The sequence below is a fragment of the Acinetobacter sp. YH12144 genome, assembly GCF_013418345.1.
Taxonomy (GTDB): domain Bacteria; phylum Pseudomonadota; class Gammaproteobacteria; order Pseudomonadales; family Moraxellaceae; genus Acinetobacter; species Acinetobacter amyesii.
Map to the genome: position 1 here is coordinate 98,860 of NZ_VPCD01000002.1, position 12,413 is coordinate 111,272.

The 12,413-nt window shown below is 40.2% G+C and carries 12 protein-coding genes and 4 tRNA genes; 3 read left to right on the forward strand and 13 right to left on the reverse strand.

Annotated elements, in window-relative coordinates; translation table 11 throughout:
* Positions 1-88: 88 nt before the first annotated feature.
* The 5 genes from FTU79_RS02130 to glyQ form a co-directional block, all read right to left on the reverse strand.
* Positions 89-478: a hypothetical protein gene (locus tag FTU79_RS02130; protein WP_078189759.1), complete on the reverse strand. Its 390-nt coding sequence runs from the start codon at positions 476-478 to the stop codon at positions 89-91.
* Between the two features lie 106 nt (positions 479-584).
* Positions 585-941, reverse strand: a complete 357-nt coding sequence (locus tag FTU79_RS02135) for a DUF3060 domain-containing protein (RefSeq protein WP_078192788.1) — start codon at positions 939-941, stop codon at positions 585-587.
* 235 nt (positions 942-1,176) lie between these two features.
* A complete protein-coding gene (locus tag FTU79_RS02140) occupies positions 1,177-1,650 on the reverse strand; it encodes a hypothetical protein (protein ID WP_180007118.1) in 474 nt (157 codons plus the stop codon).
* Between the two features lie 107 nt (positions 1,651-1,757).
* Positions 1,758-3,827, reverse strand: a complete 2,070-nt coding sequence (gene glyS / locus FTU79_RS02145; RefSeq protein WP_180048806.1) for a glycine--tRNA ligase subunit beta — start codon at positions 3,825-3,827, stop codon at positions 1,758-1,760.
* Positions 3,827-4,810: a glycine--tRNA ligase subunit alpha gene (glyQ, locus tag FTU79_RS02150; protein ID WP_067666981.1), complete on the reverse strand. Its 984-nt coding sequence runs from the start codon at positions 4,808-4,810 to the stop codon at positions 3,827-3,829. The genes glyS and glyQ overlap by 1 nt, the downstream gene beginning before the upstream one ends.
* 343 nt (positions 4,811-5,153) lie before the next feature.
* On the opposite strand from glyQ, the gene FTU79_RS02155 reads away from it, so the two are divergent.
* Entirely contained in the window at positions 5,154-5,408 is a 255-nt protein-coding gene (locus FTU79_RS02155; RefSeq protein WP_257224234.1) for a hypothetical protein, read from the forward strand.
* Between the two features lie 291 nt (positions 5,409-5,699).
* Here the strand turns inward: FTU79_RS02155 and FTU79_RS02160 are convergent, their stop codons facing one another.
* Complete coding sequence (locus FTU79_RS02160; protein WP_168377937.1) at positions 5,700-6,302, reverse strand: OmpA family protein; 603 nt, start codon at positions 6,300-6,302, stop codon at positions 5,700-5,702.
* A complete protein-coding gene (locus FTU79_RS02165; RefSeq protein ID WP_180048807.1) occupies positions 6,302-6,883 on the reverse strand; it encodes a hypothetical protein in 582 nt (193 codons plus the stop codon). The genes FTU79_RS02160 and FTU79_RS02165 overlap by 1 nt, the downstream gene beginning before the upstream one ends.
* 275 nt (positions 6,884-7,158) lie before the next feature.
* Here FTU79_RS02165 and FTU79_RS02170 point away from each other — a divergent pair, with 275 nt between their 5' ends.
* The gene (locus FTU79_RS02170) at positions 7,159-8,265 is read left to right on the forward strand and encodes an HPP family protein (protein WP_180048808.1); all 1,107 of its coding nucleotides are present in this window, start codon (positions 7,159-7,161) and stop codon (positions 8,263-8,265) included.
* A gap of 118 nt (positions 8,266-8,383) precedes the next feature.
* Here the strand turns inward: FTU79_RS02170 and FTU79_RS02175 are convergent, their stop codons facing one another.
* Entirely contained in the window at positions 8,384-8,641 is a 258-nt protein-coding gene (locus FTU79_RS02175; protein ID WP_078189754.1) for a PspC domain-containing protein, read from the reverse strand.
* A 300-nt stretch (positions 8,642-8,941) separates the two neighbouring features.
* Here FTU79_RS02175 and FTU79_RS02180 point away from each other — a divergent pair, with 300 nt between their 5' ends.
* The gene (locus tag FTU79_RS02180) at positions 8,942-9,595 is read left to right on the forward strand and encodes a hypothetical protein (RefSeq protein ID WP_180048809.1); all 654 of its coding nucleotides are present in this window, start codon (positions 8,942-8,944) and stop codon (positions 9,593-9,595) included.
* A gap of 122 nt (positions 9,596-9,717) precedes the next feature.
* Here the strand turns inward: FTU79_RS02180 and FTU79_RS02185 are convergent.
* The 5 genes from FTU79_RS02185 to FTU79_RS02205 all read right to left on the reverse strand — a co-directional run bounded on the left by FTU79_RS02185 (position 9,718) and on the right by FTU79_RS02205 (position 12,335).
* Positions 9,718-9,793 (reverse strand) — tRNA-Lys (locus FTU79_RS02185).
* A gap of 262 nt (positions 9,794-10,055) precedes the next feature.
* A tRNA-Lys gene (locus FTU79_RS02190) sits at positions 10,056-10,131 on the reverse strand.
* 49 nt (positions 10,132-10,180) lie between these two features.
* Positions 10,181-10,256 (reverse strand) — tRNA-Lys (locus FTU79_RS02195).
* A gap of 21 nt (positions 10,257-10,277) precedes the next feature.
* Positions 10,278-10,353, reverse strand: a tRNA-Lys gene (locus tag FTU79_RS02200).
* 140 nt (positions 10,354-10,493) lie between these two features.
* Positions 10,494-12,335 (reverse strand): long-chain-acyl-CoA synthetase, encoded by a 1,842-nt coding sequence (locus FTU79_RS02205; protein WP_180048810.1) that lies wholly within the window; start codon positions 12,333-12,335, stop codon positions 10,494-10,496.
* Between the last annotated feature and the right edge of the window lie 78 nt (positions 12,336-12,413).

Genomic DNA, 12,413 nt, shown 5'->3' on the forward strand with positions numbered 1-12,413 from the left:
TAAAAATTATGGGTTTGAACTGATTATGATTCAAGATTAAACGAAAAATGAAACCATACCTCCATTTTGGAGATATGGTTTTTATTATTTATTCACATTGTGTAAGCGCATCTTTTGCAAAATGACCGCGTAATGCAAGGAAGTTTTTCTGTACATCCGCCGCATTTAAATCAAAATTGTGCGCTGAACTTGTACCATCTTTGGCAAAGGTTGCTGTACCACCTGAAATTAGGGTTAAGCCTTTAAATGACCATTGTTCAACAGATTTTGCTTCTTCTAAATTGCCTGTAAATTCAATCACGCATTTATCTACAAATTTAGTCAGTTTTGCTTTGTTATCTGTGGTATCTGGGTAGACATCAATGTTTTGAACTTCTTGTAATACACCTGTTTCAAGTTGTGGAATTGTTGGTGCAGATGTACATGCAGAAAGTGTTAGACCCGCAAGACCAGTCAAAAGGAATGCTTTCAATTTCATAAGTTTCATTCTTGTTGAGTGTTGTTGGATTGAGTATAGGGAATTGGTGAATTATTGGCTATAGATTTAAGTCTTAAGCCCAAATTCAACTTCATTCACTTAATATTTAACGTTTATAGGCTGCACTTCCTGGACCAACGGCATTGATGCTGACTTGGCGTGATGGATGGGTGCTTTTTTGATAATACACTTTCGAATTTGGTCCATAAATATTGATTTTATTGACTGATTCTACATAGACCGTTGTATTTGGACCTGCAACCGTAATCATCGGGCAACTGCCTTTTAGAGTAATACGGCTATCTGGAGCAGGAATATTCACTGAGCGTCCTGCGCAATCATAACTTGCAACGGTATCAGGTGAAGAAATGATGATTTGAGAATGAGTCATTTCCGTTCCAGCATTTGCAGAAGAAATAGATAGGATCAATAATCCAAAGCTAAGTAATTTTTTATTCATCATAGGTATTTCATTTTATTCAGGTTGAGTTATTTTTAGCATGCCGAGATTTATTTGCTCAAGTCTTATTCAACTTTATTTAAAACGAGATATTGAGTGCAACAGCAGATCTTTTTCACATTGATGTATTAAGAAGTGATTTAGCTTGGTGATTGATCTCGTATTTCAAACCGTCTCATTGAATTATCAGGACGTTATTCTAAATAACCCATGAAGCCTTAGCTGGTTTATTTAGCGATTAAAGTTTTGGCAAAAAGAACAACAACACAAGGCCACCCAATACTCCACCGATAATGAGCCAATCTTTCTTACGCATATCTGCAACACGAATTACTGAAAAATACAGGCTGCTAAAAAATAGAAAAACGAAGACAAATAGCACGAGGGGATTATTGAATATAAATTTAGTACTGCCCAATAAAACGAAAATGGTTGTGCTCGACAACCAATACACCAAACTTAAAACAAATTTTGAAAGCGTTAAGTAACGCACAGTGCGGTCTAATCTTGGCAAAGTCACCGCAAGGATGACGATTCCAATAAATCCACCCAAAACAGAAATAATCAAAAAGAATAAAGCACCCATATCTGGCTTGTTTGGAATGTATGGATAAACCTTCCAAAGGTAAAAGCTGCATGCCATCAATACTGTATGTAAGATAAAAAGATAGAGATCTGGGCGGTAAGGATGATTGACTGTAATACTTTTCATATATTGTTCTTATCAAAAAATCCCGCTATTTCTAACAGGATTTTACCTAGATTTCAAACGGCATAAAAAAACCCGCTTTAAAGCGAGTTTTTAATTAATGCTTAAACTTAGTGCTGTAACACTGAAATATCAGCCACTTTCGTAAACAAGTCACGAAGTTGTGCAAGCATACGTAAACGGTTTGCTTTTAGGTCAGCATCATCTGCCATCACCATCACACCGTCAAAGAACGCATCAACAGGCGCACGAAGTGCAGCAAGTGCAGACAACGCAGCAGTGTAATCTTTCGCAGCAAATAACGGCTCAACCACAGGTGTGATTTTCGCAAGTTCAGCGAACAATGCTTTTTCAGCATCTTCAACTAAGTTTGCTTCAACGACATTTCCTTCAGGAGCAGCTTCTTTTGCAAGAATGTTTGCAACACGTTTGTTTGCAGCAGCAAGCGCAGCAGCTTCAGGTAAGTCACGGAAATGATTTACCGCATTTACACGTTTATCAAAATCAAGTGGTGATTTTGGAGAAAGTGCTTGAACGGCTTGAATCACATCTACAGCCACACCTTGGTCTTCGTATTTCGCACGGTAACGACCTTCAAGGAATGCAACAGCATCCGCTAAAGTTTTATCGTGATCTTTTAATACATCGCCATAGGCAGCAAGTGCAAGTTTGATTAGATCTTCAATCGAAACGTCTAAATCATTTTCAGTCACAAGACGCAAAATACCAATCGCAGAACGACGTAGTGCAAACGGGTCTTTAGAACCTGTAGGTGCTTGACCAATACCAAAAATACCTGTGAGCGTATCTAAACGATCCGCAAGGGCAATCGTTGTACCTGTTTTGGTTTTCGGTAAAACGTCACCAGCGAATTTAGGTAAGTATTGCTCACCTAAAGACTCAGCCACTTCATTATTTTCACCTTCAATACGTGCGTAGTAAGTACCCGCAATACCTTGAAGCTCAGGGAATTCACCCACCAACTCAGAGGTTAAGTCGCATTTTGCAAGGAGTGCAGCTTTTTCAGCATCTGCTGGGTTTGCCCCAGTGATTGCAGAAAGTGCAACAGCCAATTTAGCAATACGTTCAGACTTGTTCCAAAGGGTACCCAATTCAGCTTGGAATACCATATTTGCAAGTTTCTCTTTACGAGATGCAAGTGGTTGCTTTTGGTCTTGTAAGAAGAAGAATTCAGCATCTGACAAACGCGGACGTACAACTTTTTCATTACCTTCAATAATTTGAGACGGATCTTTCGACTCAATGTTTGACACGGTAATGAAGTAAGGTTGAAGTTTATTGTCGCTATTCACTAAGCAGAAGTACTTTTGGTTGTCCTGCATCGTCGTGATGAGTGCTTCTTGAGGAACAGCAAGGAAACGTTCTTCGAAGCTTGCACGAAGAGCAACAGGCCATTCAACCAAAGCAGTTACTTCGTCACGAAGGTCGCTAGGGACAATCGCAATGGCATTCACTTCATCCGCCAAAGCTTTCACTTGTTGGTCGATGATCGCTTGGCGCTCTTCAAAGTTTGCAATCACTTTTGCAGTACGAAGGGCATCAAGATAAGCATCGGCATTTGCAAGTGTAATTGCTTCAGGAGCATGGAAACGGTGACCATAAGTCACGTTACCTGCTTGGTGATCCTGAATGGTTGCTTCAATTACATCACTGTCTTTCAACAAAACAACCCATTTTACAGGACGTACAAACTCAGTACGGCTTGCAGCAGAACGCATGCGTTTTGCGATAGGTAGGTTATCTAAAGCGTGTTGTAAAATTTGAGGAAGTAAAACATCAAGGCTTTGACCTTTTACATCTTTTAAGTAGCACACTTTTTCAACTTTACCTGCTTGGAAAGTTGAAACTTGATCAACCGTAATGCCTTGACCGCGCATAAAGCCTTCAAGTGCTTTAGTCGGTTTGCCTTCGGCATCAAACGCTGCTTGTTTTGCAGGGCCGTCGAAACGTTTTTGAGTGTCGGCTTGCGCTGCATCAACATTCACAATTTTAAGTGCAAGGCGACGTGGTGCTGCATAAGCTTCAATCGCATCAAATGCAAGACCTGCGTCTTTTAAGCCTTTTAACGTTTCTGCATGTAGCGCATCACGTAATTTTTTTAAGCTTTTTGGTGGAAGTTCTTCGCAGCCTAATTCGAACAATACTGTATGTTTAGACATTATTTGCTCTCCTTAGATTCTACTTTTGCTTCCGCTTCAACTTGTGCTTTAAGTTGAGCAAGGACTTCGTCACGTAAAGCTGGTTCTGCCATTGGGAAGCCCAGCTTCGCACGTGCAGCAACATAACTTTGCGCAATCGCACGAGCCAATGTACGTACACGTAAAATATAACGTTGACGTTCAGTTACTGAAATTGCGCCACGTGCATCAAGCAAGTTAAAACTATGCGATGCTTTAATCACTTGCTCGTAAGCAGGAAGTGGAAGTTCCGCTTCCATTAAACGAGTCGCTTCCGCTTCATAGAAGTCGAAGAGTTCAAACATTTTTTCAACGTTGGCATATTCGAAGTTATAGGTTGATTGTTCAACTTCGTTTTGGTGGAACACGTCGCCATAGGTCACTGTACCAAACTGACCTTTGGTCCAAACCAAATCGTAAACAGAGTCTACACCTTGGAGGTACATCGCTAGACGTTCTAGACCGTAAGTGATTTCGCCAGTTACAGGGTAGCATTCAACACCACCGACTTGTTGGAAGTAAGTGAACTGAGTCACTTCCATACCATTTAACCAAACTTCCCAACCTAAGCCCCATGCGCCAAGTGTTGGAGATTCCCAGTTGTCTTCCACGAAACGAATGTCGTGAACAAGGGTATCAATACCAATGGCTTTTAATGAATCTAAGTACAACTGTTGGATGTTGTCTGGGTTTGGTTTCAGCACCACTTGGAATTGGTAGTAGTGTTGTAGGCGGTTTGGGTTCTCACCATAACGGCCATCTTTCGGACGGCGAGATGGCTGAACATAAGCAGCATTCCAAGTTTCAGGGCCTAAGGCACGTAGGAAAGTTGCAGTGTGGAATGTACCCGCACCCATTTCCATATCGTATGGTTGAAGAATTACACAGCCTTGTTCAGCCCAGTAGTTTTGTAAGGCAAGAATTAAGCCTTGGAAGGTATCAATATGCGATATGGCGCGACTCATGGTCATCCACTTAAAATTAGATAAAAATTGTGCTCAATTATAAGGATTTTGGGGGTGTGTGGCAAAGGTTTCGCGTGAACAAGTGGGCTTTTAATGCCAGATAGAATAAAGGCACTGCGGGTTTTAAATGAAGCTGAGTATTTATTGGTAAGAATGGTAGCAATAAGAAAGCTTCATCAGTGATACTGTTGTTAACGATGATCATGCTATAAAAATACAATAAAATTTAGGAATAATAAAATTATTCAAAGACTTATGGGTTTTAAATGGTTGCATTGATAAAAGGAAGACAGCATTCGGGTTCAGATAAAATGTTGTTATTACAAAACCATTTAGGACTTAAATGTGTGCCTATTTTCTTCGTTTTCCTGTGGGTTCAATGATTCCACCACGTCAAGACTCTGTACAATATGGGCAGCATTTTAGGTTGAATATCGTGATTAAAAAATCGAAAGCAGGTGGTGAATTTATATGTGAGCGAAGCATCATTGATTTATCAAGAGTTAAATTATTTAGACCAGATTTGTATCGGCATGAAGTGACTGAGGTGCAAGGCAGCTCATGCTATGTATTAAGTATCGGATGCGTAATCGATTAAATTTGATAGATAAAATCAATATCTTTTAAGAAAATTCAGCCTGTAATTTTCAAAAAAATCCCAAATAACCAACAGGGTAATCGGTCTTTTATAACGTCTTTTGCAACTTAGGTGGCTTGGTACAGCATACGAAAATCGAATAAAAAATATCGCCGCTCAATGAACGTTTGCTATATGACTTTGGCGCGTCTATCGTTTAGAGATATTCTCAAAAAAAGAATCAAAATTCACCACTAAAAATTTAGTCGTAAAATAAAAAATGAGTCGTTTAGACTCATTTTTATCAAGGCTTTATGACTCAGATAAGCTTTTGGTTTTATTAATTACAATTTCAACCCGTCGATTTTTCTGACGACCTTCAGGATTGTCCTCACCATTAGATAGGGTATTCGGTTTAAGCGGCTGACTTTCTCCCATCCCGCTGATTTGATAATTTAAATCAATACCTTGGGCTTTAAAATAATCACGCACCGCTTCAGCCCGTTGTAACGACAGTTTTTGGTTGGCGGCATCTGAACCAATATTATCGGTATGGCCGACAATGGCAATAATGCCTTTACCTTTGCTTTTTAAGGTCTGGGCTGCTTGCTGTAACTCAGGTTCAGCTTCGGGTTTTAAATTGGCTTTGCCAAAATCAAACAGCACATCCGAACTTAAATTCACCTGAATATTAAATTCATTATGATTGGCACTTAAATCTGAACCGACAGCCGATAAATTACTGGCTTCTGCCTGAGGTTGACTTGGTTCAGATGGCTTCGGCTGCTGTTCTGGCACAGTCTGAGTGTTGTCTATTTCTGCGACGTTCTGTTCAGTCTGCGGTGGATCAGTTTTGGAATCTACACATCCTGCAATCAATAAGCTCAAACTTGCGCTATACAGTAATGTTCTCATTAGCGTTCAACCGGTATGCCGTCAAAAGAACCTGCATTACCTAAATTGATGCTAATGGTCTTGGTGCTTTCAGGCGGCGCAGGGAATTTAAAGGTGAGTAAAATAGGTTCATAACTGGCTTTTTGGATAGCTTTATTTGTTGCATTTAAAGGTGCTGCCATCCAAATGCCAGCATCATCTTGCAGCAGTCCTACTTTTTTGGCTGTGTCATCATCAATATAATTGGTTTGTTCCAAATTGATGGATGTGCTCATAAATTCAGTGTTTCCATTTGGGGCAGGGTTAGGTTGAGCTATCACTTTTACGGTTAAAATTTTTCCAATCACCTTGACGCTTTGTAAACCTAAAGTGCCTTTACTCATGGGGATTTCAGCTAAAGTGGGTTGAGGCGCTGGTGCTTCAAATTGTGGTGCTGGTTCTCGAATAAGATCATCCCCATTTTTTGCAGTTTCAGCTGGGGCCATTTCTTGAGGTGTATTATCATTGGCTGGCGGATTGGCTTGTTGAGGTTCTTTGGAGCAGGCCGATAAACCCAAGCCAAGCATACAGAGGGCACACATTGCGAAGATATTTTTATTCATTCAGAACATCCTTTTTTCAAATATTTTTATAGGTCTTTTGACTATAGGGAATTTTAAACAGCTAGCCTGTCTAGGTTTTGTTGTAAAACGTTAATGAAATAAGAGAGATGAGCAGGTGATTGACTCGTGAGCATTATTCAGTTCTTTCGGCTTTAATTTGGATTAGATATTGTTCAGTAGAAAATTTTATAAGATAAAGGTATAAAATAAATACATCTTATAAGAGACTTCGTTTTATAATCGCCCATCTGTTCGAATAATCAATCAGGCATATCGTGTTTCACGCAAAATCAGCTTGGCTTAATACACTTAAACCCAACTTTAAAGTTTTACCATTAAAAGATCGCATCCTATGTGGGGTAGGTGCTTTGCTTGGCTTGAGTATTTCTTCGCTGATTAGTTGGTTAGCGCTAGGTGACTTAAATGCATGGTATATCGCCCCGATGGGCGCATCGTCTGTGCTGCTCTTTGCTGTACCTGCTAGTCCTTTGGCACAGCCGTGGAATATGGTGGTCGGTAATAGTCTTGCGGCTTTGATTGGCGTGACTTGTGCGATGTATATTCCTAATTTAACCGAAGCTTTTAGTATCGCAGTTGCATTAGCGATTATCTTAATGATGACCACGGACTCATTGCATCCACCGAGTGGGGCAGTAGCGATTACCGCGGTATTAGGCGGAGAGGCTGTCCATGATTTAGGCTACGCCTTTCTCTTCTATCCAGTGCTTTTAAATTCGGTACTGCTGATGGTGGTTGCTATTATTTATAACCGATTATTAGGTAAGCAGTATCCACAAAAAGCACAAGTTAATACACGGACGACAGATCCAACACCGACACAAAAAGTGTCGATTCAACCTGCGGATATTCAGCAAGTCTTAGAACAGCAAAGTCAGTTACTCGATATCAGTGAATACGACCTACAAAAAATCATTTTAGAAGCACAGCAGTTAGCTAGTCGTCGTGGTCTAAGCCAGTTTCATTGTCGTGATCTCATGAGCCAGCAAGTGATTAGCTTGCGTGCAGAAGATGATATTCAGTCAGCATTGGAAAAGTTTAAACAAGTCAATTTGATGAGTTTGCCAGTGGTGAGTGATTTGGATCGCTTGGTGGGAAATTTGGCTTTATATGATGTAGTGGAATGGTTTAAACGTGCCGCAGACCCCAAAGCCAGTTGGGAAAATCACGTTTATCAAATTATGAATCCCAAAGTGGTGACCGTGCAGCCGGATCAACCCATTCAAGATTTAGTGCCGTATTTTGTGGAAAGATCTTTTAATTATATTCCAGTCGTTGAGCAAAAACGGTTGGTGGGAATGATTAGCCGTGCTGATATGATCGCAGCGTTATATCAACAGTTAAATCAGCAAACAAAATCTTAAGCCTTAAACTTTGATTTAAATTCATCAGACTTAAATATGGTTTTGCCAAAATGTAGGCAAAAAAAAGCTACGGAATCTTGGGGGAGAAACCGTAGCGACCAAACTGGGTCAAAGGATTTTAACGTCTGTCATCATTCACAGTACGAATCGGGTCTGAATAGCCATTGGTACGGAAAAAGTTATCTTGTGCTTTAGGCATGACTAACCATAAAACCAAGTACACCAAAATACCGGGAAAGGCTGCGCTTAAGCATGATACAAAGATAAAAATAATACGCAGTAAATTTGCGTTCCAACCAAAACGTTCAGCAATACCCCCCATCACACCAGCAATCATGTTAGAGCGGTTTGAGCGATATAAACCAACATTGGCCATTCAGGTCTCCTTCAAAAAAGAATAAATTTGAATATTTCCAAATTCATATTATAGAAATGGTGACAAGCTTTACGATTTAAAGGGTGCAGAAAAAAAATTAAGTAAAGTTATGTAATTTGAAGAATTGGTTTGATTAGTTTGCCTTTAAAATAGCTTGAGTACTAATTAAATATCAACGATAACAATGAGATATGATTAACATATATTGCAAATATATGTATACAGCGTTGATTTTTTGATTACAATATTAAGTCAGCAAGAACTGAAAAAACCAATGAATGATTGGTCTTGGCACATTATATGAAAACATCGGCTTCACCTTTTTTGATGAAATTTGCATATCTTTCAGTGTTTGCAGGAGTGTTCAGCCTCTCTTTTATTGGCTGTAGTCCAACGCATCAACCCGCAGCGGAAAAGGGTGAAAGTTCAGCATCAACTGTCGCATCGGAAGTTCAAGCGAAGCAAGATCATGGAAAAAAATTAACCCAAGTAGCAGGGCAGGCGACATTGCCGAATGATGATGAATTAAAGTCAGCTCCTGTTCCTGAACATGCCAAAATTTTTATTGGACGTTTTCATGCCAAAGTAAAATGCGATGACAGTTTTATTCCATGCCCAGAAGGCGATGCGGAGTTCATTCTTAACTTATTGCCAGATGGCACGGTACACCGCAGTATTATTCAAATTGGTAAAGTGTTTGCTGAAAAAACCAATACGCCAGGCATTAATGTGAAATACCGTAAGGATACGTGGAGTGTTAATGAAGCACATACCGAGCTGGTGGTTCATCGAAAAGAAGGCGTGAATTTCTATTATCATGTGATTAATGAAAATAAAATCACCATGGATTTAGACAAAATTCGTCAAGGTGAAGTCGACCGAAATCAGGAATTATTTTCTAAAGGCTATCCTCAGCCTCAACATGCCTATACCTTGGTGAAAGACCCAAATTAAATACTGCGAATGAAGTAAATAAAATTATAAATTGCGTTTGAGTGTCGGCGTGAAATTCGTAGTTCTTGGCTAATCGAATGGAATTAGCTAAAAAAAATTGAATTATTAATACGATATAGAATTGGTGGGTTGTGTGGGGTTCGAACCCACGACCAATAGATTAAGAGTCTACTGCTCTACCAACTGAGCTAACAACCCTGAGAAAATTTTAAAAGAGCATTTTAAAATTTTAGCAAGATAAACGAAGCGCGTAGTTTTGAATACTAGGGAATATTTGTTATCTAAAATTTTTCAGGTCAAATACTTCATCTAGCAAGACAAGAATGATACTTCGCAACATCGCTATAGCAAAATTTCGAGAATGGCGAATCAAAACCAGTAATGGTGATGGTTTGTCTTGGTCGGAACCTGCAGGTTTCTTTTTCTTCAACTGCCGGAAGAAAGAAGCCCTAAGAAAGAATGGTGGGTCGTCCGCGACTCGAACGCGGGACCAATAGATTAAAAGTCTACTGCTCTACCAACTGAGCTAACGACCCTTAGGGGGTATGCACAAGATTGTAATCTAAAACTGGCATTTTAGAAAGATGGTGGGTCGTCCGCGACTCGAACGCGGGACCAATAGATTAAAAGTCTACTGCTCTACCAACTGAGCTAACGACCCATCTTGTGGTATCGAAGGAAATGGTGGGTCGTCCGCGACTCGAACGCGGGACCAATAGATTAAAAGTCTACTGCTCTACCAACTGAGCTAACGACCCATTTCGCTTGATGGTGCGTATTGTAGCAAGATCTGCTTCAAGCGCAAGTAAAAAATCATAAACTTGCTTGTGTTTGATTATAAATACAACAAAGTAGCTCATTTTAGCGGATATCTGTCGCTAAAATGAGCGCTATTTGCTTAAAAACGGTATTTATATGCCTGAATATTGGCATAAATTTCAGGAGTTAAATCACAGTAAGCAGTTGCATTTGGCAGCAATACCAATAAACGTTCATCAGTTTGCTGAGGATCAAAAGCTTGTTCTTTCAGCTTGTTTTTTTGGTATTTAAATGTGCCTGTGGTTTCGACTTTTTTCTGTACACGTAAAAATACTGGCACGGCATAAGCTGGTAAGCATTTTTTAAATTGTAGAACCATTTCACTACAATCTTGTTCGTTGAGTTCGGCACCGTCGGTGAGCGTGATGGCAGCCATACCTGCACGGCCATTTGTATCTGGAATTTCTACGCCATAAACCACAGCTTCAGCAATTTTATCGTACTCACTCACCATATTTTCAACTTCAGTGGTTGAAACGTTTTCACCTTTCCAGCGGAAAGTATCACCTAGACGGTCGACAAATTGTGCATGGCGGAAGCCAATGTCACGAACCAAGTCGCCAGTGTTGAAGTATGAATCACCATGCTTGAATACATCTTTCATAATGACGGATTTGTTTTTTTCCGTGTCGGTATAGCCATCGAAAGGTGAGCGACGGGTAATTTTACCGATGAGTAAGCCAACTTCGCCTTTTTTAACTTTAATGCAGCGACCTTTAGCATCATGTACAGCTTCATTTTTTTCTTTATCAAACTGAATAATCGCATAAGGCGTTGGTGAAAAACCAACGGTATTGTCGAAGTTAAACACATTACTAAAGCCGACGTTGCCTTCACTTGAAGCATAGAGTTCAAGGACTTCTTCGACCCCAAAGCGTTCTTTAAACTTATCCCAAATGTTTGGTCGCATGCCGTTACCAATCATTTTTTTCACACGATGGCCTTTTTCAAGGTCTGAATGTGGAGCATCCATCAAATAGCGGCAAAGCTCGCCCACATAGCCAATGGCTGATGCATCAAATTTTTGTACATCTTTCCAAAATGAAGAGGTCGAGAACTTGCGACGCAGGGCAAGGGTGGCGCTACCGGCAATCACCCCACACCAACAAACTACAGTGCCTGTAGCGTGATAGAGCGGCAAAGTTACGTACATCACATCATCTTTATTCAGATTAAGGACGTGACCATATGTTCCATAAGCCAAAGTCCAACGGCTGTTGGTGAAAATCACCGCTTTAGGTAAGCCTGTTGTCCCAGAGGTGTAGATATAAAATAGGCCGTCTTTGCCTTTTACACTTGCAGTGGTGGGTGTGTTGAATTTTGGAAATTCATCAATCGCTTCTGCAAGGTTTAAGAAGCCTTTAGGTGCTTGACCAGCATCTACACGAGTGGCTTGATCTGCGAACCAATGTAAACGATCTGCAGCTACACTGAGATCACCACGAATCTCTTCTACGGCTTGGCGGCATTCTTCGCCCACAATTACCGCAATTGGGTTCACTAAGTTGATGCTGTGTGTCAGGACTTTGCCGACTTGTGATGTGTTGACCAAAGCACTGGTGACGCCAATTTTGGCTAGTGCCACGATGGTTGCCACGAGTTCAGATCGGTTTTCGATCATCACTGCAATCACATCACCTTTTTTTGCACCGAGTGCAAGGTAATAGTGACCAATTTGATTGGCCCATTCATTTAATTCGTTATAGGTATATTTTTGCTCTTCAAAATAAAGTGCATAACCCTTGGGATTACGCTTTACGGCTTTTTCAAATGCAATTCCCAAGCCTGCGGAAGTATTTGGGGTACGTAAATAGGCTTGCTTTAGACCACTCAACAGGTTGGGTACTTTGCTAATGAACGCGGGAATTTTTGCTGCAACATCAGCAATCCCAATAAGGTCGTGTTGTGTAGTTTGGCTCATGTGAATCCTATTTATTTTTCGTAATCCGATACGGTCTATTTCTTTGCAATGAAATTTGCAGCAAATTCTACAATTGTC

Excerpts from the sequence above, each read along its gene's own strand:
- FTU79_RS02160 (WP_168377937.1), bottom strand. The coding sequence starts at position 6,302 with ATGAGAACATTACTGTATAGCGCAAGTTTGAGCTTATTGATTGCAGGA.
- FTU79_RS02130 (WP_078189759.1), bottom strand. The coding sequence starts at position 478 with ATGAAATTGAAAGCATTCCTTTTGACTGGTCTTGCGGGTCTAACACTT.
- FTU79_RS02155 (WP_257224234.1), top strand. The coding sequence starts at position 5,154 with ATGTGTGCCTATTTTCTTCGTTTTCCTGTGGGTTCAATGATTCCACCA.
- glyS (WP_180048806.1), bottom strand. The coding sequence starts at position 3,827 with ATGTCTAAACATACAGTATTGTTCGAATTAGGCTGCGAAGAACTTCCA.
- glyQ (WP_067666981.1), bottom strand. The coding sequence starts at position 4,810 with ATGAGTCGCGCCATATCGCATATTGATACCTTCCAAGGCTTAATTCTT.
- FTU79_RS02180 (WP_180048809.1), top strand. The coding sequence starts at position 8,942 with ATGAAAACATCGGCTTCACCTTTTTTGATGAAATTTGCATATCTTTCA.
- FTU79_RS02135 (WP_078192788.1), bottom strand. The coding sequence starts at position 941 with ATGATGAATAAAAAATTACTTAGCTTTGGATTATTGATCCTATCTATT.
- FTU79_RS02175 (WP_078189754.1), bottom strand. The coding sequence starts at position 8,641 with ATGGCCAATGTTGGTTTATATCGCTCAAACCGCTCTAACATGATTGCT.
- FTU79_RS02205 (WP_180048810.1), bottom strand. The coding sequence starts at position 12,335 with ATGAGCCAAACTACACAACACGACCTTATTGGGATTGCTGATGTTGCA.
- FTU79_RS02165 (WP_180048807.1), bottom strand. The coding sequence starts at position 6,883 with ATGAATAAAAATATCTTCGCAATGTGTGCCCTCTGTATGCTTGGCTTG.
- FTU79_RS02140 (WP_180007118.1), bottom strand. The coding sequence starts at position 1,650 with ATGAAAAGTATTACAGTCAATCATCCTTACCGCCCAGATCTCTATCTT.